This is a genomic window from Noviherbaspirillum sedimenti, assembly GCF_003590835.1.
GTDB classification, from domain to species: Bacteria; Pseudomonadota; Gammaproteobacteria; order Burkholderiales; family Burkholderiaceae_D; genus Paucimonas; species Paucimonas sedimenti.
The window spans coordinates 1,010,775-1,030,742 of sequence record NZ_QYUQ01000002.1 but is presented as its reverse complement, the minus strand read 5'-3'; the positions used below and the strand labels follow the sequence as shown (position 1 = coordinate 1,030,742).

Annotated in this window: 24 protein-coding genes and 3 pseudogenes; 14 read left to right on the top strand and 13 right to left on the bottom strand. The window is 56.5% G+C overall.

Features of this window, described 5'->3' with window-relative positions; translation table 11 throughout:
- Window positions 1-16: 16 nt before the first annotated feature.
- The 6 genes from D3878_RS04830 to D3878_RS04810 all read right to left on the bottom strand — a co-directional run bounded on the left by D3878_RS04830 (window position 17) and on the right by D3878_RS04810 (window position 4,431).
- Window positions 17-601, bottom strand: coding sequence for an HPF/RaiA family ribosome-associated protein (locus D3878_RS04830; RefSeq protein ID WP_199688085.1), 585 nt, complete (start codon window positions 599-601; stop codon window positions 17-19).
- A gap of 54 nt (window positions 602-655) precedes the next feature.
- The gene (locus D3878_RS04825; protein WP_147383885.1) at window positions 656-1,513 is read right to left on the bottom strand and encodes an oxidoreductase; all 858 of its coding nucleotides are present in this window, start codon (window positions 1,511-1,513) and stop codon (window positions 656-658) included.
- 111 nt (window positions 1,514-1,624) lie between these two features.
- Window positions 1,625-2,035: an OsmC family protein gene (locus D3878_RS04820; protein WP_119784444.1), complete on the bottom strand. Its 411-nt coding sequence runs from the start codon at window positions 2,033-2,035 to the stop codon at window positions 1,625-1,627.
- Window positions 2,036-2,068: 33 nt separating this feature from the next.
- Window positions 2,069-2,989 (bottom strand): NtaA/DmoA family FMN-dependent monooxygenase, encoded by a 921-nt coding sequence (locus D3878_RS04815; RefSeq protein WP_199688084.1) that lies wholly within the window; start codon window positions 2,987-2,989, stop codon window positions 2,069-2,071.
- Window positions 2,925-3,305 carry an LLM class flavin-dependent oxidoreductase gene (locus D3878_RS24580; protein WP_199688083.1) on the bottom strand — a complete coding sequence of 127 codons (381 nt, stop codon included), beginning with the start codon at window positions 3,303-3,305 and terminating at the stop codon, window positions 2,925-2,927. Before D3878_RS24580 ends, D3878_RS04815 begins: the two co-directional genes overlap by 65 nt.
- Before the next feature lie 43 nt (window positions 3,306-3,348).
- Window positions 3,349-4,431, bottom strand: coding sequence for an OmpA family protein (locus D3878_RS04810; protein WP_158592182.1), 1,083 nt, complete (start codon window positions 4,429-4,431; stop codon window positions 3,349-3,351).
- 136 nt (window positions 4,432-4,567) lie between these two features.
- Here D3878_RS04810 and D3878_RS23710 point away from each other — a divergent pair, with 136 nt between their 5' ends.
- The 5 genes and pseudogenes from D3878_RS23710 to D3878_RS24245 all read left to right on the top strand — a co-directional run.
- Window positions 4,568-4,723 (top strand): hypothetical protein, encoded by a 156-nt coding sequence (locus tag D3878_RS23710; protein WP_158592181.1) that lies wholly within the window; start codon window positions 4,568-4,570, stop codon window positions 4,721-4,723.
- Between the two features lie 358 nt (window positions 4,724-5,081).
- The gene (locus D3878_RS04800) at window positions 5,082-5,423 is read left to right on the top strand and encodes an ArsR/SmtB family transcription factor (protein WP_119784441.1); all 342 of its coding nucleotides are present in this window, start codon (window positions 5,082-5,084) and stop codon (window positions 5,421-5,423) included.
- A 19-nt stretch (window positions 5,424-5,442) separates the two neighbouring features.
- Window positions 5,443-6,159, top strand: coding sequence for an aquaporin (locus tag D3878_RS04795; protein ID WP_119784440.1), 717 nt, complete (start codon window positions 5,443-5,445; stop codon window positions 6,157-6,159).
- A gap of 17 nt (window positions 6,160-6,176) precedes the next feature.
- A complete protein-coding gene (gene arsC, locus D3878_RS04790; RefSeq protein ID WP_119784439.1) occupies window positions 6,177-6,608 on the top strand; it encodes an arsenate reductase (glutaredoxin) in 432 nt (143 codons plus the stop codon).
- Window positions 6,574-6,777: pseudogene (locus tag D3878_RS24245) on the top strand (arsenical resistance protein ArsH); the annotation flags it as partial. The gene arsC and the pseudogene D3878_RS24245, both read left to right, overlap by 35 nt.
- Before the next feature lie 305 nt (window positions 6,778-7,082).
- Here the strand turns inward: D3878_RS24245 and D3878_RS04780 are convergent.
- Entirely contained in the window at window positions 7,083-7,535 is a 453-nt protein-coding gene (locus D3878_RS04780; protein WP_119784438.1) for a hypothetical protein, read from the bottom strand.
- Window positions 7,536-7,601: 66 nt separating this feature from the next.
- Between D3878_RS04780 and D3878_RS04775 the strand changes: the two genes are divergently transcribed.
- Both D3878_RS04775 and D3878_RS24240 read left to right on the top strand, forming a co-directional pair.
- Window positions 7,602-8,558, top strand: coding sequence for a DUF5996 family protein (locus tag D3878_RS04775; protein WP_119784437.1), 957 nt, complete (start codon window positions 7,602-7,604; stop codon window positions 8,556-8,558).
- Between the two features lie 333 nt (window positions 8,559-8,891).
- Window positions 8,892-9,380 (top strand): glycine zipper 2TM domain-containing protein, encoded by a 489-nt coding sequence (locus D3878_RS24240; RefSeq protein WP_233556229.1) that lies wholly within the window; start codon window positions 8,892-8,894, stop codon window positions 9,378-9,380.
- A gap of 121 nt (window positions 9,381-9,501) precedes the next feature.
- Here the strand turns inward: D3878_RS24240 and D3878_RS24700 are convergent.
- Window positions 9,502-9,693 (bottom strand): annotated as a pseudogene (locus D3878_RS24700) (hypothetical protein); the annotation flags it as partial.
- 214 nt (window positions 9,694-9,907) lie between these two features.
- Between D3878_RS24700 and D3878_RS04760 the strand changes: the two are divergent.
- Window positions 9,908-11,632 (top strand): cation:proton antiporter domain-containing protein, encoded by a 1,725-nt coding sequence (locus tag D3878_RS04760; RefSeq protein WP_119784435.1) that lies wholly within the window; start codon window positions 9,908-9,910, stop codon window positions 11,630-11,632.
- 10 nt (window positions 11,633-11,642) lie between these two features.
- On the opposite strand, the gene D3878_RS04755 is transcribed toward D3878_RS04760, so the two are convergent.
- Window positions 11,643-12,161: a glycine zipper family protein gene (locus D3878_RS04755; RefSeq protein ID WP_119784434.1), complete on the bottom strand. Its 519-nt coding sequence runs from the start codon at window positions 12,159-12,161 to the stop codon at window positions 11,643-11,645.
- A 190-nt stretch (window positions 12,162-12,351) separates the two neighbouring features.
- On the opposite strand from D3878_RS04755, the gene D3878_RS23705 reads away from it, so the two are divergent.
- Window positions 12,352-12,501, top strand: coding sequence for a hypothetical protein (locus D3878_RS23705; protein WP_158592180.1), 150 nt, complete (start codon window positions 12,352-12,354; stop codon window positions 12,499-12,501).
- Window positions 12,502-12,522: 21 nt separating this feature from the next.
- Here D3878_RS23705 and D3878_RS04750 read toward each other — a convergent pair whose 3' ends face one another.
- A complete protein-coding gene (locus D3878_RS04750) occupies window positions 12,523-12,798 on the bottom strand; it encodes a hypothetical protein (RefSeq protein WP_119784433.1) in 276 nt (91 codons plus the stop codon).
- Window positions 12,799-13,016: 218 nt separating this feature from the next.
- Here D3878_RS04750 and D3878_RS04745 point away from each other — a divergent pair, with 218 nt between their 5' ends.
- The 5 genes and pseudogenes from D3878_RS04745 to D3878_RS04725 all read left to right on the top strand — a co-directional run bounded on the left by D3878_RS04745 (window position 13,017) and on the right by D3878_RS04725 (window position 18,108).
- Entirely contained in the window at window positions 13,017-13,703 is a 687-nt protein-coding gene (locus tag D3878_RS04745) for a DUF899 family protein (protein ID WP_119784432.1), read from the top strand.
- Window positions 13,704-13,747: 44 nt separating this feature from the next.
- Window positions 13,748-13,876 (top strand): annotated as a pseudogene (locus D3878_RS24780) (VOC family protein); the annotation flags it as partial.
- Window positions 13,877-14,452: 576 nt separating this feature from the next.
- Window positions 14,453-14,683, top strand: coding sequence for a hypothetical protein (locus D3878_RS04735; protein WP_119784431.1), 231 nt, complete (start codon window positions 14,453-14,455; stop codon window positions 14,681-14,683).
- Window positions 14,684-14,801: 118 nt separating this feature from the next.
- Window positions 14,802-15,887: an AAA family ATPase gene (locus tag D3878_RS04730; protein ID WP_147383884.1), complete on the top strand. Its 1,086-nt coding sequence runs from the start codon at window positions 14,802-14,804 to the stop codon at window positions 15,885-15,887.
- Between the two features lie 4 nt (window positions 15,888-15,891).
- Window positions 15,892-18,108 carry a S8 family peptidase gene (locus D3878_RS04725; protein WP_119784429.1) on the top strand — a complete coding sequence of 739 codons (2,217 nt, stop codon included), beginning with the start codon at window positions 15,892-15,894 and terminating at the stop codon, window positions 18,106-18,108.
- A gap of 44 nt (window positions 18,109-18,152) precedes the next feature.
- Here the strand turns inward: D3878_RS04725 and D3878_RS04720 are convergent, their stop codons facing one another.
- From D3878_RS04720 to D3878_RS04710, 3 genes are read right to left on the bottom strand one after another with little or no spacing between them, the layout of a single operon-like run.
- Window positions 18,153-18,923 carry an ImmA/IrrE family metallo-endopeptidase gene (locus D3878_RS04720; RefSeq protein ID WP_119784428.1) on the bottom strand — a complete coding sequence of 257 codons (771 nt, stop codon included), beginning with the start codon at window positions 18,921-18,923 and terminating at the stop codon, window positions 18,153-18,155.
- Entirely contained in the window at window positions 18,907-19,362 is a 456-nt protein-coding gene (locus tag D3878_RS04715) for a hypothetical protein (protein ID WP_119784427.1), read from the bottom strand. The genes D3878_RS04720 and D3878_RS04715 overlap by 17 nt, the downstream gene beginning before the upstream one ends.
- Window positions 19,362-19,967 (bottom strand): hypothetical protein, encoded by a 606-nt coding sequence (locus D3878_RS04710; protein ID WP_147383883.1) that lies wholly within the window; start codon window positions 19,965-19,967, stop codon window positions 19,362-19,364. Before D3878_RS04710 ends, D3878_RS04715 begins: the two co-directional genes overlap by 1 nt.
- Window position 19,968: the final 1 nt, after the last annotated feature.

The following is a 19,968-nucleotide window of genomic DNA, read 5'->3' as shown; positions in this document are numbered from 1 at the left end:
TGGTGGATTCCGTTTGCTAGCCCATCCCGGGATGCTGATGCCTGCCGGTGGAGACCCTTTTCGCCTGCAGTCCTTCGCCAGCACCTTCTTCGAGGAACTGCACTTCCATACCCGGTGCGAGCTGGTCGAAATCGGCATTGACCAGATTGTCACGATGAAAATATAACTCGCGCCCATCCGGTGTTTCAATGAATCCATATCCGTCTTCGTGCAACCTGGTGACCTGGCCATGTAAAAGCGGCTCATGCAACTTCACATCGCCGCGCCGCAAACGGACGTGGTCCTGGAGTTTTCGGGCCGCAGCGTCAAAGGCGTCGCGGATGACGACATAGACATCCTCGTGGCGATGCACGTGACTGACGGCGATCTCGGTTCCTGGCAAGGTCACGTCGATTCGCACTTCATACATGCCACCTTGGGTTTTGTGCTTGCCGGCGGCATCCACCGTAACATGGCAGTGCATTACATCATTGGCGAACTGATCGATCTTTTGGGCGCGCTTGCGGATTTCCGCCTCGATTGCATCCGAGGGAGGAATGTTGAGGAAGGTAATGTTCAGAGGTATTTTCATCATGGACTCCAGTGCTGCGCCATGGCGCATGATTCAGGTTAAAACGCCTTCACGCAACAAGTTTGCGCCAACACAGGGAAGGGGTTAAATCCCCAAGGAAAAGCGATGCGCCCCGTGGGGCAATGCGGGAATCCTGCGGGCGGCATGGAGCATGACCCGTGCCGTGAGTGCCGTCAGCTCGAACCGCGCCTCGAGCAGCAGGCTCGCATGCACGCCGCTTGCCGGGGACGAGCGCCGCTCCAGCGCCATGCCTTGCCCCTCTTCAGCCTCAAGGCTGGACAGACTGTCCACCTGAAAGACCTGCGTCTCTTCGTCTGCAAACAGCGGATCGTCGGCAATGGTCGCACGTACCTGGGCGAAATCGGTGCCATCCCTGATTTCTACATAGACATAGCGCTGCATCGCGCCGTTTGCGCCACGGAACTGACCGGCCAGCGCCCCCTTGACGCCGGGTATGTGCGCCACCGCGGCACTATGGTGCAGGCGGATGCCCGGATGCCGGTGCAATTCATTCTGGCCGCGCGGTATCAACATTTCAAAGGCGCGGGTAAACAATTGCAGCACCCCGGGATCCCACCCGGCACCGACTACGGCGGCGGTCCGATGCTTTCTCGCCACATCGTCGAGTTCGGCATAATGCGCAGCCAGCGCGGCGCCTTCAATGGCGGCGCACTCGACAATCGGTACACGCGCTTGCAACAGTTCACGCGACACGCCCAATACGGTATTGGCTGGGACACAGACCAGCGCCACATCGATTGCCGGCAGATCGCGCACGTGCCCGGCCACCGGCATGTGCCGCAGCCTGCCTGGCAATGGCCCCATCGATTCGACGCGGCGCACGATGCCGCAGAGCGCCATTGCATCCTCGTCGAGGAGCTCCTGGGCACAGGCGCTACCGAGCCTGCCCAGGCCGATAATCGCCACCTGTAGCTTCTTCATGCAATCCATCAGATTGAATTTTCCTGATCTGCATCTGGCTTCTTTTCTTTCGAATCGTTCCCAGGATGTGCTTGCGTTTGATCATCCATTTCTTGCCGACTGAACATCTGATCAGCGCGACTTTCCGTTGAGGGCCAATGACACAGGGGCGCCGCGTGACAGGGAGCCGTAAATCGGGCAAACGGCGGTGAAAGCGAAGACCAGTTCCTCCGCCTCTTCCTGGGACGGTCCATCCAGCTGGATGTCGAGCCGGATGTGGGCGTAATGCCCTTGGCGTTCCGGGTCCGCCTCGCAACTGCCATCGATCCGTGCATCGAGCAAGGCAATGTTGCGCTCCAGCGCCACGGACTGGATGACGGCATTGGCGCAGGTCAGCAGGGCGGATAGCAAGAGTTCGCCCGCAGACCAGGCCTCGCCAGGGCCGCCGCGGGACTGGGTGGCGTCGGCAACGAGATGCTGGTCCCGTGCACTCAGAAGGTAACGGCCGGTTTGGCGGGTGAGCGCCGAAGTTGCAGTAAACATTTAAAGATCACTTCCAGGTATCAGGTGTTGCATTCATGCTTCCGGCCTGGCCAGGCCGAGATTGTCGCGCAGTGTCGCGCCGCCATATTTACGGCGGAACAGGCCGCGGTCTTGCAGTTCCGGGACTGCCAGCCGGGCAAAACTCTCCATGCCGCCAGGCAGATAGGAGGCCTGGATCATGAAACCGTCGCATGCATGGCTGTTGTACCAGTGCTCCATCGTATCCGCGACAGCAGCCGCAGTGCCGACGAAATCGCGCAGCGGGCCGACGCCATAGCGATGGCCCAGCTCGGACAAGGAAAGGCCATTCTTGCGGGTCAGTTCCGCGACTTCCTTGTAGTGGCCTTGCACGCCCGGGACATCCAGCTCCGGCAGGATGTCATCCAGCGGAAATTCCGACAGATCGATGTCGAGGTGATAGGAAAGCGTCGACAGCCCGGCACGCGGAAGGGCGAGGTCGCCGAGCAGGCGATTGGTTTCTTCGGCAATGGTGGCTGTTTCGCCGATAATCGGCACGATCCCCGGGAGAATTTTCAGGGTGGCGGGATCGCGGCCGAATTTGGCCGCGCGTTCCTTCATTTCGCGGTAAAAACCCTGCGCCGAATCCAGCGAGGAGTGGGTGACGAAAATCACGTCTGCCCATTTTGCCGCAAAGTCGCGGCCACGCCCGGATGCGCTCGCCTGAATGAACACCGGTCGGCCTTGCGGCGGCCGGCTGACGTTCAGGGGGCCCTGGACGTTGAACCATTTCCCCTGATGATTGATCGCTGAAACAAGCGCAGGATCGGCAAATTGCGGCGTCGCGCGATCCTTGACCACGGCACCATCTTTCCAGCTGTCCCAGAGTTTGCTGGTGACCTCGACAAATTCTTCCGCACGTTCGTAGCGCTCATCCCGCGACAGTTGATCGGTCAAACCGAAGTTTGCCGCCTCGGCTTGCTGAAACGAAGTCACGATGTTCCACGCGGCGCGGCCATCGCTCAGATGGTCCAGCGGTCGCCAAGGCCCTGGCGACCGCAAAGGGCTCGAAATACGAGGTCGAGATGGTGGCGGCCAGGCCCAGATGCCTGGTGCTTGCCGCGATCGTCGCGAGGACGATCATCGGGTCCAGTCGCAGCGCGCCGAGGGCGCCGTACTCGAGCTGGCTCGCCATGCTGCCCTTGAAGCGCTGGGGAATCGCCAGGATATCCGGCAGGAAGAGCATGTCGAATTTTGCGGCTTCGAGAATTTGCGCCAGGTTCGCGTAATAGCGTGAGGAAAGGAGATTCAAGTCCGCAGCCGGATGCCGCCAGCCACCAGAATTCCCAATCCGGCTATTGCCTGTTGATCTCGACGCGGCGCGCTTCGGCGTCACTGCCACCGGTGCCGGTTTCGACGAAGGAAGGGGGCTGCATCGTCATTTCCGCTTCCGCTACGCCTGCAACGACGAGCGCATCCTTGACGGCGATGGCACGGCTTTTGGCTAGCGCCTCATTTTTGGCGACGTCGCCGGTCTTGTCGGTGTAACCCGTGATGGCGACCTTCAGCCTCTCCTGCTTGATCATGTCCGCGACAGTGGCAATCGTCTTGCTGCCATCCGCATCGACAACGGCCGATCCGATAGAGAAGTAGACCTTGGCCGGCAGCGAGATCGCTGCGGCGGCGGGCGGCGGCGCCGACGTCTGGGTCGGCTTGCCGACAAACATATCCCAGAGGAATAACAGCACGGCCGCACCAATCAGCCACGGCAGCCAGCGCGACAGGCCCGATTTGCTCGCGGCTGTGGCCGCGGTAGCAGCAGAGACGGCTGCGCCGCCGGCGGCGGTCGCCTTGCCGCCAAGCCCACCGAGCCCGCCGAGAACGGCGTCCGGGCTAGCAAAGCCGAGGGCACCGGCCAGGCGGCTGTCGATTGCCCCTTGCAGTTGCGGTGCCTGGCTGCCAAGCAGCGACGCCAGCGAACTTGCGTTGAGCCCATTTTCACCGATGAATTTCTTCAGGACCGTCAGCACCAATGGCACCACCATCGCGACCAGGCTCGTCGCTGACGAACTCTTGATGCCGCTGGACGATGCCAGCGTATTTGCCAGCGCAGCGCTCTTGTCGCCGAACAGTGCCGGCACCAGGCTGTCGGTGCCAGCCTTCAGCAGATTATTGATGCCCGTGCCGCCGGCGCCGAAGAGCCCGGCGGGATTAGCCAGCGCACTGGCATCGAGATTGGCGCCATTGATCAAGGACATCAAGCCCGACGCGCCATCCGGCGTCGCGTCTTTCCGTGTAATGACGCCAAGCACGGCCGGCAGCAGTGAGGTCAGGGCGGACTGGGTCGCACCGGGCGATTCGCCCAGAAACTGCCCAGCGAGATTCGGAAAATCACCGCCCAGCGCCTGCTGGACGAGAGAGAGCAGATTCATATTCATGAAGGCAGCCTCCTGAAAGTGGCAAAAACTCAAAGAAATCAACAGCATATATGCCATCAAATTCCGGCCGCCTATCATTTCTCAACTGTTTCGTTGAATTTCAGTTATCTGCAGGCAGACTGCAAGGACTGCCTTAATGACAGCAATTATCCCTTTCGGGATATTTACCGCCAGCAAAACAAATGTCGATCAACGAATAGGGGGCTTACCACCAGGGATTTTCTTCGGCCGCCTTCTTGCGTTCCTTAGCCATCTCGATCGCTCTTCGCTGTTCCATCCGTTTTTGGCATAACGCAGAATGCTGTTGCGCCGTCATCGGTGCGGTTGTCGTCAACGCTTTGAGTGGTGCCTCATTGCTGTTGTCCTGGCTATACTTGGTGGAGTGATACAAGGTCTTGGCTTTCGTGGTGAGACAAAATTCCCGTGTCTTAATTCTATTCCTGCACGATGACAAAATGATTACAACGTCTGTTTGGCAAGGCGACGGTCTGCGCGCCGTCAATTGCCTTACTTCGAGCTGCGTTCGTAGCAGGGTTTGGAGGCATTCACGATGCGCACCACCAGTAGCATCACCGCGATATTGTGTTATTTGCCGACCGCGCGGATTGGAAGTCTCTTGACAGATTCCATGTTTCCATTATTATGGAAGTATGAAAACAAAAGAGATTATCGCTGCATTAGCGGCACTCGCCCAGGAATCGCGCCTTGCGGTCTTCCGCTTACTCGTTCAGGCAGGGCCGGAAGGACTGGCGGCTTCCAGGATTGCTGAGCAGCTGGATATCCCGCCATCATCGCTTTCTTTCCATCTGAAGGAGCTGATGCACGCAGATATGGTCAACCAAAAGAAGGAAGGCCGGTCGCTGATTTATTCGGCCAACTTTACAACCATGAATGGCTTGCTTGGATTCCTGACTGAAAACTGCTGCGGTGGGAACCCCTGCACCAAAACGAGCAAAACATCCTGCTCGCCTAAAGAAGGAGTCTCCTCATGACTATTGGCGAAATGACCGTATGATGGCGCGCCGCTTGGTTTCGGAAGGGCTGGGAACCGCGTTGTTGCTGGCGGTAGTGATTGGCTCTGGCATCATGGGAGAGCGCCTGGCCGGCGGTAACGTCGCTATTGCGCTGCTAGGTAACACAATCGCCACGGGCGCCGGCTTGGTCGCGTTGATCCTGATGTTCGGCACGATCTCCGGTGCGCATTTCAATCCAGTGGTGACACTCTCCGAGGCATGGCAAGGCAATATCGGCCGCTCGGACATTTTGCCGTACATCGCCGTTCAGATTGTTGGTGCATTCGCCGGTGTGGCTGCGGCGCATCTGATGTTCGGTGAACCTATCTTCTTTGCCTCGGAACATGTTCGCGCCGGCCCGGCCCAATGGTGGAGCGAATTCGTTGCAACGTTTGGGCTAATTGGCGTCATCATTGGCTGCTCACGCAGCAGGCCGTCAGTGACCCCGTTTGCCGTGGCTGCCTACATTACCGCCGCGTACTGGTTCACATCATCCACATCATTTGCCAACCCCGCTGTGACCTTGGCCCGTGCTGCCAGTGATACCTTTGCAGGCATCAGGCCGACAGATGCGCCCGGATTTATTGTTGCGCAGATCTTTGGCGGTGCTGCGGCAACGCTAGTGTTCTGCTGGCTTTACCCTGCGGCGCCGGCCGACGCAACCGTAGCGGGCACAGTGGCGCCAAGCGATTTTTCCGACAGCAAAAGCACATAAAGAACGGAGCTATCCAATTGAACATCACGATTTATCATAATCCGGCATGCGGTACCTCCCGCAACACCTTGGCACTCATCCGTAATGCCGGCGTTGAGCCGCAAGTCATTGAGTACATCAAAAATCCGCCGACGCGCGAGCGATTAAAGGAAATGATTGAAAAAGCAGGGTTGACTGTGCGGCAGGCAATTCGTGAGAAAGGCACGCCCTATGCAGAGCTCGGTCTGGATGACCCTGCGATTACGGACGACCAGCTGCTCGATGCAATGGTGGCCCATCCACTCCTGATCAATCGACCATTTGTCGTTACGCCGGAAGGCGTGCGCTTATGCCGTCCGTCCGAAGTTGTTCTCGATATCCTGTCATTGCCGCAAAAGGGGCCGTTCGTTAAAGAAGACGGCGAAATGGTCATCAATGAAAAAGGCGAGCGTGTTTCAAAATCTGTCTGACCTGCCGAACGTCGATGCAGAATTGTTTGCCGTACCAAGTCCGGATCAGTTAGCTGGCGTTACACGATCGCCCCACCCACCACGCTTTCTCCTTCTGTACGGCTCTTTGCGCGAACGCTCGTACAGCCGTCTCCTTACTTTCGAGGCAGCCCGGTTGCTGGAGGCTTTGCGCCGGAAAAATCAATATCAAGGGCAACATGAATTTAAACTATCATGGCCGGATCAATAAGTTGGCGGATGGCGCTTGACCGATGATCATTGTGGCCAACCGCTAGAAGACGGCTAGAAGACGCAGTCGGCGGAATTCTGCAGGACCACTCTCATCGGGAGAGTGGCGGCCAAGCACCCTATATGGAACCGCTCAGGGTGTCGACGCCGCTAGTCCAGGCCGCTAGGATAGCCGGCCTGTGTGACCGCGAAATGACATGTATTCGTGCTTAAGCCGATATGGTATTTCCATGGTGGAAAAGCGCCTCAGTCGTTGAGGAAAAAGATGTCGGGTTTATCCATGACGCCAACTTTTTGCATCGTCTCGCGCAGGTCGGCGGACTCGGCAAAAGACTTCGCCCTGCTTAGATCTTGCGCTTCAAACATCAAGACAACTTCGTTCGGGTCTTGCGCGCCCCTTAGGAGGTATTTCTCCGTGAGACCTGCCTCATTGCGCTTTGGAAGATGCGCGTCATATCCTGGCTTCCATTGCGAGAAATCACGAACCTTATGGCGAACGATCATGTAATTGGCCATGACGAGCTTCCTTTCGATTGATGTGTTTGGAGGGCAAATACTGTTGGCAGCGGCTACCGCCTCAATCAGTGTAGGCATCGCCATCCAATCTTGCGTGATCACGCTCAATGCGCGCGGCCAAAAACTGCCGGTCAGAACCACAATGTATTTGATATTTCTTTTGTAATTTTCCAGTGCTAGCATAGGTCACGTATTGTCGCCGGCCGGCTTGATCGCCTTCAATTTCGTGGTCGCCCTACAGGAGGAAATATGCCTCGATCACCCTCACCCCGCAATTCGCCCGGTCATCGGGTCTGGCCGGACTTGCCGTTCGACGAATGGAAGGAGACTTGCGCAACACTGCATATGTGGAGCCAGATTGTGGGCAAGATCCGGCTCGTTCAGTCTCCATGGCTCAACCACTCTTGGCACGTCTCTCTTTACGTTACGGCGCGCGGATTGACAACCTCGCTCATTCCTGACGGTTCGCGCGCCTTTCAGATCGATTTCGACTTTATCGACCACTGTCTCCAGATCCGGACGAGCGACGCAATGACGAGATCGATGGCGCTTCAAGCACGCTCGGTTGCCGACTTTTACCGGGAACTCTTTGCACATCTGGCTGACCTTGGCTTCCCTATCAGAATCCATGCGAAACCGAATGAAATCATCGATGCCATCCCGTTCGAACAGGATCATGTTCACGCGTCCTATGATGCCGAGTACGCCAACCGATTCTGGCGGCTCCTGCTGCAAGCAGACCGCGTGTTCAAGCAATTCCGTGCCGGTTTCATCGGCAAGTGCAGTCCGGTGCACTTCTTCTGGGGCGGCTTTGACCTTGCGGTGACGCGCTTCTCAGGCGCCGAAGCGCCTGGCCATCCCGGTGGCATTCCCAATTGCCCCGATTGGATCATGCGCGAAGCATACTCGCACGAAGTCAGCAGTTGTGGATTCTGGCCGGGCAATGACGCCATGCCTTATCCGGCGTTCTATGCGTATGCGTATCCGGAGCCGCCGGGATTCAGCAGTGCGCGAGTATTACCGGACAAGGCGGCTTATGACACGACGTTCCGCGAGTTCATCCTGCCTTATGATGTGGTGCGACAGGCGTCATCACCCGATGGCGTGCTGCTCGACTTTTTGCAGAGCACCTACAATGCGGCTGCAAACCTGGGAAAATGGAATCGCACCGCCGTTGAACGAACAGCCTTCCCAACGCTCATTTGATCCCGCCAACACAACGACCAGTCAGGCATCGCAGTCATGAGGCGCCTGGTTTCAAAGCCGCTGCCGGCATCGAATCCGCTATTGTTTCAAGAAGGGCGGTGCATTCCTGAACTTGCTTAAGACGACGTCCAACATCGTGTGCGCATTGATTGATCGCTGTTGCGCCTTACAGAAATTACAAATGATTACAGACGCTTCGAATGAAAATCGCTATGCTTATTTATAACGAATCTCCTTTAACAAACCTCGGCGTTCAAGTTCGCCATAGGGCCATGACTTATAGAATTTCGACAATGGAGCGCAAATAAAATGCTATCTCGGATAATCGGCACAATGGCGATTCTCGCTCTGCCCATGATTGCTTCGGCGACGGAATACCGGCAGGTAGAGCGCCCACGACAGGAATGCTGGAATGAACGCGTACCCGTGCGTTCCGCAGGCTACGGTGGTGCCATTATTGGTGGTATCGCTGGCGGCATTCTGGGTAATCAGGTCGGTGGCGGGAACGGAAAAACCGTGGCAACTGCAGTTGGCGCGATGACGGGCGCCATGGTTGGCGACCGGATGTCGTCAGGGTCTTCCTCGTATCAAACGGTGCGACGCTGCAAGACGGTGGTCGATGTGGAACAAGTGCCCGTGTACCGTCAACCGCCTCCTGTCGTGTACGTACCGCAGCCGGTTCAGGTGGTCGAACCACGCGTTTATTACGTTGAACCTGAAGTGCGATATTACGATCACGGGCGCTGGGACAATGGCCGGCATCGCGGCTGGCATCATCATCATCATCATCATGATGACGATGATGACGATGATGACGATTGAAATGGCACCGATGCAAAGTATCTGGCTAAAGCCAGATTAAGGACAAGGAAGGTGAAAAATCAGTAATCCGCTGGTGCTCTAAATGTGGCAGTTTCGAGTGTTACATATTGACCGACACATAGTACGCGGGGCAGGTTTCACCGGCGGCACTGGCGCACACGGTGATGACGATATCGGGAGTCGCCGGCAGATTGTCCCAGGACTTGCTGGCGGCAAGCCCGCGCGGACCAGTCTGGACCAGGAGACGAAACACGGCAAGCCGGGATTCCTGCGCCAGGGCCGCCAGGGCGGCGATAATGTTTTTCGTATCCATACTGAAACCCATGATTCGTATTCAATGTTTCTATAATGATGGAATTGATGCTGGCGTTTGACTGATTCCTCAGTTCCTCCTGGCGCATCATGGCAAATGCGGTTCATTAGTACAATATGATTCTTGTACGCATCTGCATGCCCACAGAATTCTTCGCGCAAGACTAATTCTCTCGTCTCGACAGCGCCTTGGCCTGGCCGGGAAATGGAACTGAATGGAACACAACATATCCCTGATTACGACCATCGCCGCCGGCTTTGGCATTGCCCTCATTCTTGGTTTCATTGCCGAGCGCCTCAAGATCCCCGTGCTGGTGGGCTACCTGGTGGCCGGCATCATCATCGGGCCAGGGACGCCCGGCTTTGTGGCCGATGTGCACCTGGCTTCCCAGTTGTCCGAGATCGGTGTCATGCTGCTGATGTTCGGCGTTGGCCTGCATTTCTCCCTCAGTGACCTGCTTGCGGTCAAACGCATCGCCGTTCCGGGCGCGGTGGTGCAGATGAGCCTGGCAACGTTGCTGGGCATGCTGGTGGCCTGGTGGTGGGACTGGAGTTTGGGCGCCGGCCTGATTTTCGGCCTGTCGCTGTCCTGCGCCAGTACCGTGGTGCTGCTCAAGGCGCTGGAAGCGCGCGGCGTGCTCGAAACCATGAACGGCCGGATCGCCGTCGGCTGGCTGGTGGTCGAGGACCTGGCGACCGTGCTGGTCCTGGTGCTGTTGCCGCCACTGGCGGGTGTGCTGGGCGGCACCATGGTGGCGGAAGCTGGAGCATCCAGGCCCCTGTGGATGACCATCGGGCTGACGCTGTTGCAGGTAGCCGCCTTCATTGTCCTGATGCTGGTGGCTGGCCGGCGGGTTTTGCCATGGATGCTGTGGCATATCGCCCGTACCGGGTCGCGCGAGTTGTTCACCCTGTCGGTGGTCGCCGCCGCAATCGGCATTGCCTACGGCGCTGCGGCACTGTTCAGCGTGTCGTTCGCCATCGGCGCGTTTTTTGCTGGCATGGTGATGCGCGAATCCGAATTCAGCCACCGTGCGGCGCAAGAGTCCTTGCCCTTGCGTGATGCCTTTTCCGTGCTTTTCTTCGTCTCCGTGGGCATGCTTTTCGAGCCGACCATCCTGATCGAGAAGCCCTTGCACGTGCTCGGCGTGGTGGCCATCATCATGTTCGGCAAGTCCATCGCGGCCCTGGCGATCGTGCTGGCGTTCCGTTATCCCCTGAACACGGCATTGACGGTATCGGTCAGCCTGGCGCAGATCGGCGAATTCTCGTTCATCCTGGCCGGGCTGGGCGTGACGCTCGGTTTGCTGCCGGCCGATGGCATGAGCCTGGTGCTCGCCGGTGCATTGATTTCCATCGCCTTGAACCCCTTGCTGTTTTCGGCGATCGAGCCATTGCGGCGCTGGATTCTCTCCCGCTCGGCACTGGCGCGGCACCTGGAACAGCGGGGCGACCCCTACGCGGCGCTGCCGATGACGACGGAGCGCAAGTACCTGCAAGGGCAGGTGGTGCTGGTGGGCTATGGCCGTGTCGGCAAGCGCATCGCCAGCGAACTGCTTGCGCGCGGCATCCCCTATGTGGTGGCCGAACAGAATCGCGAGCTGGTTGAAAGCCTGCGCAAGCAGGGCGTGGTCGCAGTGTCGGGCAATGCCGCCGATCCGGCGGTGCTGATCCAGGCTCACATCGCACAGGCAGCAATGCTCGTGGTGGCAACACCTGATCCGCTCAATGTGCGGCAGATGGCCGACACGGCGCGCACCCTCAATCCCGGCATCGAGATCGTTTTGCGAACGCACAGCGAGGAAGAGTCGCAGATGCTGCGCAAGGACGACATCGGCACCGTATTTTTTGGGGAGGAAGAACTGGCCAAGGGGATGAGCAGCCATGTCCTCGAACGTTTTGCTCCGGCGGCCAGCGATTCCGACGCCGGGCACAGTTAACGCGCCTGACTCAATAGCGCGACGGCGGCGGTGTATTGGGTGGCGGGACCGCATAGCTGCTGGCCGGCGCTTGCAATTCATTGTGCATTTCTGATCCAAAACGTCCCGACACCGGGATCCGGTGGCCTTTGGCATACATGCATTGCTGATAGGCGTGGTCATAGCGCCGTTGTACGTTATTGCCGGAACTGTTGGCGGCACCGGCACCCGACAGGCCGCCAAACAGCAAGCCAACGCCTGCGCCGGCACTGGCGCCTCTGCTGCCATTCATTGCTGCCCCTGCGGCTGCTCCCAGCACGGTGCCCAGGGCCGCGCTGCGAACGCCGCTATCGATGCCGGCCTGATCGGCAGTCGAACCGCCAAGCTGGTAGTGCGCAAATTGGCGGCACGAGCCATCGTCCACCTGGAACTGCTCGAAATTTTTGTCCGAACCTGGCAATACCATCACACTCGGACCCGTTGGCGTCGAGACGCAGGCGCTCAATAAGAGAAGGGCGAACAGCGGGGAATATCGCAAGATGCGGGGCATGTCAGGGGTTCCGGTTAATGGTTGGAGGCCGAGGCGCGACAGCGCCATGGTGTTCGGATTTCGGTAGTCTGCACAAGCCGGCGAAGCGGCTGCATGCGGCCGCTTCGCTACATTATTTGCCGTTCGGCGGAAGATTGAAACATCGGAAACAATTGCTAACAAAAATCTTGCTCTGAAGGCAAGCGCGGACATGGGTGTCAAAATCTGCGCATGCAGCCAATCCTTGCATGCGCTGGATTGCACGAGCGAGGCATTGGCATCGCAATGCTCGGGCATGAGTGGCGCCGTGGCATTTCTGGAGCGCGGCACGCGCCAGGGCTGGCAAACGCTGGTGTTTTGAGAATGGCCGTTGCTGCAGGTGCTAAGCAAAGAGACCGGACTGCAGCAGCGGTATAGGCCTGCAGCCTTTTTTCTCGAGGGTCCTGGAAATTCTGGCCAGTTCGACTATCCCTTCGTCGACGCTGGCCACCAGTCTCCTGGCTTGCCCCCACGATCGCATGATGAACCAGTCGCCCATCAGGTCTTGAATCAGATGCGCGGTGAACATGCCATCGTCGCCGGCATAGCGGACGCTGTGCGGGCAGGGCGCAGTCACTGGCAGGGGCAAGGTAATACCGTCGTCGGCTGGATCAATCATGTTTTTCAGCCGCTTGGCCTTGGCCTATGCACAAATGTGAATAGGCGATCTGGTTAGATAATGGAGTGCAATTATAGGGGCGAATTTAGGCCAGTGACAATGATCAGAATAGATCAATCGTGCCACGGCCTGGCTATCGGCGTAGCATTACCCGAGGACGGTTCGATACCAGGCGCCCGAATTGCTGAATAGACTGAAGTTTCAATGAGGAGCTGAACATGACTGAACTACGGTATCCAAACGAAAGCCGAGAGTATCGCGATGCGCGAGACTTATTGCTTAAAGACGAACAAGAGTTGGTCGACAAAGTAAAATCTGTGGCAGAAAGACGCCGCAATCTTCCCCTCGGCGGGCAGTTGAAAGAGGACTACGCCTTCGAATGGGCCAACGATGGGAAAGTAGGGCAGAGTGTAAAATTCTCCGAGCTATTTGCGGACAAAAATACCCTGCTGCTTTACTCATTTATGTACGGTCCGAACTGGGACCATCCCTGTCCTTCCTGTACGTCACTGGTCGATGGATTTGATCGCACTTGGTATCAGGTCACACAACACGCCGCGTTTGTCGCAATCGCCAAAGCCCCTGCTGATCGAATCAATGCATGGGCAAAACAACGTGGATGGTCACAGATTGCACTGGTTTCCGGATCGAACTCACCCTTTCAAGCCGATTACAAATGCCAGGGAGACTCTGATGATATGCAATTGCCAATGATGCATGTATTCAGGAAGCAGGATGGAAAGATTTTCCATTTCTGGGGCACTGAATTATCGGCAAATCATGTCGACACGGTATGGCCATACTGGAATCTCATGGACTTTACGCCGGAAGGGCGGCCAGATATTCCGACTCCGCCACAAAATTTCAGATCCGAATTCCTGGAAAAACACTATCTGAATAAGTAGTAGTTTGGCACTCAAAGGAGAAGCACGATGGCACTGATCAAACGTTCATGGCGATCAGTGCCGGACCGTTATTCAAGTTCAATGAGTCCATTTCCTTCATGGTGAATTGCGACACGCAAGAAGAAATAGACTACTACTGGGAAAAACTCTCTGCGGTCCCAGAGGCCGAATAGTGCGGCTGGCTCAAGGACAAGTATGGTCTCTCGTGGAAAAAATGATGACGGATCAGGATTCCGAAAGAGTGGCCAGAGTTACCCAGGCATTTCTCAAGATGCAGAAATTTGATATCGCCGTACTGCAAAGGGCATATGACGAGAAGTAAGCAGCTTTTGATCACGTAATGGTGCGGGGGAATTCCGGAATTGGAGCTTTTGGCATTCCAACGCATCCTTAGGTTAATTTCCAGCATAGATTACGTTAGAGTCGGCCGACAGAAATCTATAACTCTTGAACCGCCGCGAAGGCCCATGTTAGCGTCACGGCAACCCTGGAAGTTATAGATTTCTGTCGGTTTTCAGTGACACAAATTTATAACCATTTGGCTTAGCGACAGAAATTTGTAACTATTCGATGACCAAAATTAGTTGCGACACAAATATATAACTTTTCGAGAAGTTAGCGCCATGCGTGCAATATTCAGACAACTCGTATGATTATTTAGAGCGCCTGAGGAAGGGCTATTGCCTTCCTGATCCAAGAAATTAGTGGAAGGACGAAGATCTCGCGCCTCCCACTGAACTCATGAATACGTGCTGTGCTATGCGAACAAGGGCTTTTCGTTTGCCAGCACAAACAAGGACACGTCTGCATACTCCAACCCCGATGGCGACCCTCGCAGTGACTGGAACAACGACAATCTGGTCAAGGCGCACAATTTCAAGCAGCGACCTGAAGCGTTCTATTCGATCTACAACCCGGACACTGGAGCTTACTATCCGTGCGACCTTGGTAACGCCTGGCTTAAATTCCCGACCCCGTGAATGAACACAAAGGAGGTGGTACGCGAACTATTCACTTTACCAATGTGGTTAATTTAAATTAAAATACACATGTCATAATTTACCATTTATCTTAAGCTATTGTTTTGTAAAGTGTTTAGTGGAAAATTTTCCTAAAAAAGAACTCGCCAAGGTTATCCAATCTGGCTTGACCGACTCTCCCAGCGCATTTGCGCTTTCCGTCGGTCGCTTGGTTGCGAAATTAAAGCACGTCGACCTGGAGCTGGCCCAAGAATTGTCGGCGATGCTGCCTAATGGCAGCGCGCTCCGAGGCACTGACTCGTTCACGCCGACGCCGGTCGATATCGATTCGCGCATGCAGCTAGTCGAAGTCCTGTCTCCGGTCATTCTGGACAAAAAGCCGGTTCTAGCTGAAAAAATCAAGGCCGTACTCGATGCCTGCCTCAAGGAATGGGCCAGCATAGACCTGCTTCTAAAGGAAGGGTTGGCGCCGGCACACATGCTGCTCTTTTGTGGACTTCCTGGCACAGGCAAGACCCTGGCAGCGCATTGGCTCGCCCAAGAGCTGAAGCTCCCGCTGCTGACTCTAAACCTGGCGACCGTCATGAGCAGCTATCTGGGCAAAACCGGTAGCAACTTGAAGGCCGTATTTGATCACGCGATCTCGCGCCCCTGCGTGTTACTGCTTGATGAATTCGACGCGATCGCCAAAAGGCGTGATGACGGCAGCGATGTCGGTGAACTCAAGCGTCTAGTCAATGTCCTGCTTCAGGCCCTCGATGACTGGCCAGCCAATTCAATGCTAGTGGCGGCAACCAATCACGGCGAACTGCTCGATCCTGCCGTATGGCGTCGCTTTGACGTCGTCATCAACTTTGAAAAACCGGATGCCCCGTTGATTGAGCAGTACCTGCATGATATGCCCATTACCGACGCCTTCCGGCAATCTCTGGCCAAGCTACTGGAAGGGGAGTCGTTTAGCGCCATTGCGGCGCTGGTGCTGTCCGCACGCAAGCGCGCCTTGCTCGAAAAGACCGAGTTGCAGCCACAGCTTTTCAAGCTGGCTGTGCACTCCTGTACCAGCCGCGGCCATATGGCCAAGCCACTCGACGGCGAAATGTTATTGATGCACCTTGAAGGATATTCGAGGCGGGAAATCGCCGCGCATTTTGGCAAAACCCATCCCACCGTTAGCAGTGTCATCAAGCGTTACCTAGGAGAATAATAATATGCAGGGTACGAACATCATTCTGGGCTATGGTGAAACCCTCACCCATGGACACGCACTCAAACGCGGTTCGGGCGAGAAGAAATACCCCTATGGCATCGATGAGCAACGGCCTTGGCTGGGCGCGCAGTTGACGGCGCTACGCCAGGCTAACGCCGCAGTGCCGGCGATCGCCAAGCCGCGAGATCAGAATGTTGCGAGGATAACCCTGCACCCGACGTTTTTGGCAAAAAGCCATCACCCTAGCACGCTGTTTGCCTCCACAGGGCTGCGTTGCATCGGCAGCCGCGCTACCACCGTTACGCCGCGCAAGGAAACCCGCGCGAAGAAGGAGCCTGAACCAACCCACACTGCGGTGCTGTTTGTTGCGGGGAGCGATCAGGATTTCGACCATCTTGGATTGTTCCTGCGCTCCCACAATACCGCCAAGGTACACCAGCAGGCACTATGCCGTCTGGAGCTGATCAGTCCTTTCGCGGCCACCGAAAAGAATTTTCTCGGCCATGACGCACACGGCGAGGCACGGCTCGAAGTCGTGCTGCATGCCGCCGAAGAAGATCAGGATATCGTCGGCTCCTTTGTCGCTTACGTCGCCACCCTGGGCGGCAAAGCGGATACAAAGCGCATGTTGATCGTCTCGGGCCTGACTTTCATGCCAGTCCACCTCGCTGCCGAAAAGGTGGATGTGCTGGGACTGTTCCAATTCGTGCGCGTGGTACGGGCGATGCCATCGCTTCGCATGGGCGGCAAGCCAATGCGCGCCATCGGGGCGCCTGGCACTGCGCTTCCTATCCAGCCTGCAATTGACCAGAGCCTGAAGGTGGGCATCTTTGATGCGGGCGTCGGTCACTCCAGCCTGGCGCCTTGGGTGAACGAGATTATCTTGCCAGGCACACACAATACAACAGCCGAGTGCTTGGGGCACGGCAACGGTGTCACCAGCACAGTACTGTTCGGTCCGCTGAACAAGACCGCACCGTTTGCGCGCCCCTATGCAAATGTGCGCCACTACCGCTGCATCAGCCCCGGCGTCACCGAGGATCAGGGCGTGCAGGATGTGGATCTGTACAGCGTCCTGAAAAATATCGACACGGTCCTCAAAACGCAGCCACTCGATTTCGTCAATTTCAGTCTTGGCCCCTACATGCCGATGGAAGACGACGAGGTCCATCCCTGGACAGCGCTGATCGACAAGCACCTTGCATCGGGTAGCACGTTCGCGACCGTGGCAGTGGGCAATGATGGCGACAAGCCATGGCCGATGTCGCGTGTTCAGCCACCATCGGACATGGTCAATGCGCTCGCTGTTGGAGCCTGCGATAGCGCCGCCGATAAGTGGCAGCGCGCCCCGTACAGCTCGTTCGGTCCAGGGCGCAGTCCAGGTCTCGTCAAACCTGATGGACTGAGTTTCGGCGGTTCCGATGCCGAGCCATTTATTGTTTATAACGCCCTCGCAGGGCAATTGATGGAAGTGCAGGGCACGAGCTACAGTGCTCCAGCGACCATGCACACAGCTATCGGCATCAAGGCTTCGCTCACTTCCCCACTTAATATGCTGGCCTTGCGCGCGCTGATGAACCATCACGCCAGCCGTGATCCTGAAATGGCCATGAGCGAAGTCGGGCACGGACGCTTCCCGCAAACTGTGGACGAGGTGCTGCAATGCCCGGATAACGAGGTGCGCGTAATTTATCAGGGAACGCTGAAGGCGGGTCAGAACATGCGTGCACTCATCCCGTTCCCGACCATTGCGCTCAACGGCCGCGTGACGCTGCGTGCCACCCTGTGTTTTGCCAGCCACACCGATCCAGAGCATGCTGTGAACTATACGCGGGCAGGTCTAACGGTGCTGCTGCGGCCGAAAAAAAATGTCAGCACCACCATGTCCTTCTTCAGCACCTCGAAAATGTACACGACCGAACTCGAAGCACGCGTAGGCGAACACAAATGGGAAACAACGCTACGCCATGAGCACGATTTCAACGCAACCACGCTCAATGACCCGCTGTTCGATATCACTTACGGTGCTCGCGAGGATGGGCAGGCCGTTGATAACAGCACCTTGCCGCCGCTGCCTTACGCCATGATCGTCACTGTGTCTGTCGAAAACACACCGGGGATCTACAATAATATCCGTCAGCGCTACCAGACGCTGCTGCCTCTGGATATCCGCCAAGAGGTGCGAATTCAGGCCACTGGCCAAGGAGGGCAGAGTTAATACCACTACGACCTGGACTGACCATCACGATTCACTAAGCTCGCTCATAGCCGCACAATAGACAGGATGTCATTGCTGGCAAGTTTTACTGACTGCACTTTGACATCGACCATTCGCAGGTTTTCACCAATAAGCCAACGCAGCGCGGGCTCCTTTTGATCCCGCGTTTTCGCCCCGTTTGCGCCTCTGAAGAGCAGATCCATTGATGGGCTGTCGTGATGTACGACGCCAACCGGGTTGACGTAATGAGGCCATGCTGAGTTCTTAATGGCCCATTTGCGCCCATGCTGGCTAAACATCATGATCATCGCAGGCGAGCGGACGAGTCTGGCAATCCGGATGCCAGTGGCTTCACGGCTGGTACGAAATTCCTCTGCCACGTTCAGAATGAGGTCGATGGATGCTTCTTTACCTTCCGTCCTTGTCGAAACCAGGTAAGGCGGAAGGATGAGGTCCGCGCTGAATATGTTGGCTTCGGCCTCGCTATTTTTTGCGATCTGGTTGTGCTGAGCCAGGTCGGATTTAGAGCATAGATTGATGAGTCCATGTTTTCGATCACGTTCCCAGTGACCCAGCTCATGTCCAATAGAAAATCGTTGCCGCTTTTCGCTCGTGGAGGCGTTCACGGTGATGATCCCGGCAGTTGCTGTTGCGACCAGCCGCGCATCCGCACCGTCGAGAGGGCGGCGCCTGATAGAAAGTCCACGGTCTGCGGCAATCGCTTCCAGATCAATTTCGTCCGGCGTGACAATGCCATACTCCCACAGCAACTTTTCTCCCGGTGAAAGCAGGTTCTCGTTAAATTTCAGGATCATCCTTGATGACACCTAAGTCGAGAAGATCCTGGTATAGCGAACTGATGTCACTATCAGACTGCTTGGTCCCGTTTCGATAAGCGATCGCAAGACTGCTGTTATCAAATTCTGGTGTAGTACTCAGGGCTTTTATCCGCGAACGCATGACGTCAATATCTGGTAACGGTGCCGATTTCGTCGGCGCGGCGCCTCGCAAGGCAAAACCCGCACTTGTCGTACTTTGGCGTCTGAATCCAAGCATTCTTTCTTTCTTGGCGGCTCGAATCTTTTCCGCCACTAGATTTTGATATTGTCGGGCGACGGCATCCGGATCCTCACCATTGTCGACCAGCATTTGGGAAATTTCCTCGCTGGTCGGTGTTTCTTCCAATATTTCTGCGCGAAATGCGGACCGCAATGCCTGCGCCATCGCCAGACGCTTCGTATCGTGGTTGCTCATTATCCTGTCCTTTGGCTTTTCAACTTCGCAGCCCCTCGCTTTAGCCGTTTCCGTGCCGCGAGATACTGGGCGTCATCGAGCTTACAATAGTCCTTGATTTCCGCACCAATTAACTCCTGTTCCATCGCCACCAGAATCATCCAGACCTCTTCATCGTCGGCGAAGTAGGCAAACAGCGCATCGTAATCCCTCAACATCGCTGCGTGCTCCTCGGCTTGCTCCAACACGTCTTCAATACTGTTCTTCGGTAAAGTGCCAAAAGAACTGAGAAACGCGTCATCGTCGACTTCGTCATTACCTACGGCGAGGGCCGAAACGTTGGCGATGTGCTTGGCGTGAAAGCCTTTTCGGTCATTGGAAGCGATACTGCCCATGGAGTTACGCAAGAACGTCATGAACGATATGCTTGACGGGCACCATCTGCGCCGCAAATCAACCGCGCGCGCGACAGCTTCGCTGAAAAGTGCCTGGCCTGTCGCATAAATGGTTCCGAATGCCAACCTCCTGCCTTGGTAGTCCAGCTGACGACACTCGTCCGGCGTTAAGCCTGCGAGCGCCTCAAACACTTCGTCTTGGGTCGCATAGATATCGTTTTGTTCCGTCAAG

What these genes read in the sequence shown, in the direction of transcription:
- D3878_RS04830 (WP_199688085.1), bottom strand. Translation starts at nt 601, where the DNA reads ATGCGCCATGGCGCAGCACTGGAGTCCATGATGAAAATACCTCTGAAC.
- D3878_RS04825 (WP_147383885.1), bottom strand. Translation starts at nt 1,513, where the DNA reads ATGAAGAAGCTACAGGTGGCGATTATCGGCCTGGGCAGGCTCGGTAGC.
- D3878_RS04820 (WP_119784444.1), bottom strand. Translation starts at nt 2,035, where the DNA reads ATGTTTACTGCAACTTCGGCGCTCACCCGCCAAACCGGCCGTTACCTT.
- D3878_RS04810 (WP_158592182.1), bottom strand. Translation starts at nt 4,431, where the DNA reads ATGAATATGAATCTGCTCTCTCTCGTCCAGCAGGCGCTGGGCGGTGAT.
- D3878_RS23710 (WP_158592181.1), top strand. Translation starts at nt 4,568, where the DNA reads ATGACAGCAATTATCCCTTTCGGGATATTTACCGCCAGCAAAACAAAT.
- D3878_RS04800 (WP_119784441.1), top strand. Translation starts at nt 5,082, where the DNA reads ATGAAAACAAAAGAGATTATCGCTGCATTAGCGGCACTCGCCCAGGAA.
- D3878_RS04795 (WP_119784440.1), top strand. Translation starts at nt 5,443, where the DNA reads ATGATGGCGCGCCGCTTGGTTTCGGAAGGGCTGGGAACCGCGTTGTTG.
- D3878_RS04780 (WP_119784438.1), bottom strand. Translation starts at nt 7,535, where the DNA reads ATGCTAGCACTGGAAAATTACAAAAGAAATATCAAATACATTGTGGTT.
- D3878_RS04775 (WP_119784437.1), top strand. Translation starts at nt 7,602, where the DNA reads ATGCCTCGATCACCCTCACCCCGCAATTCGCCCGGTCATCGGGTCTGG.
- D3878_RS24240 (WP_233556229.1), top strand. Translation starts at nt 8,892, where the DNA reads ATGGCGATTCTCGCTCTGCCCATGATTGCTTCGGCGACGGAATACCGG.
- D3878_RS04760 (WP_119784435.1), top strand. Translation starts at nt 9,908, where the DNA reads ATGGAACACAACATATCCCTGATTACGACCATCGCCGCCGGCTTTGGC.
- D3878_RS04755 (WP_119784434.1), bottom strand. Translation starts at nt 12,161, where the DNA reads ATGCCCCGCATCTTGCGATATTCCCCGCTGTTCGCCCTTCTCTTATTG.
- D3878_RS23705 (WP_158592180.1), top strand. Translation starts at nt 12,352, where the DNA reads ATGGGTGTCAAAATCTGCGCATGCAGCCAATCCTTGCATGCGCTGGAT.
- D3878_RS04750 (WP_119784433.1), bottom strand. Translation starts at nt 12,798, where the DNA reads ATGATTGATCCAGCCGACGACGGTATTACCTTGCCCCTGCCAGTGACT.
- D3878_RS04745 (WP_119784432.1), top strand. Translation starts at nt 13,017, where the DNA reads ATGACTGAACTACGGTATCCAAACGAAAGCCGAGAGTATCGCGATGCG.
- D3878_RS04725 (WP_119784429.1), top strand. Translation starts at nt 15,892, where the DNA reads ATGCAGGGTACGAACATCATTCTGGGCTATGGTGAAACCCTCACCCAT.
- D3878_RS04720 (WP_119784428.1), bottom strand. Translation starts at nt 18,923, where the DNA reads ATGATCCTGAAATTTAACGAGAACCTGCTTTCACCGGGAGAAAAGTTG.
- D3878_RS04715 (WP_119784427.1), bottom strand. Translation starts at nt 19,362, where the DNA reads ATGAGCAACCACGATACGAAGCGTCTGGCGATGGCGCAGGCATTGCGG.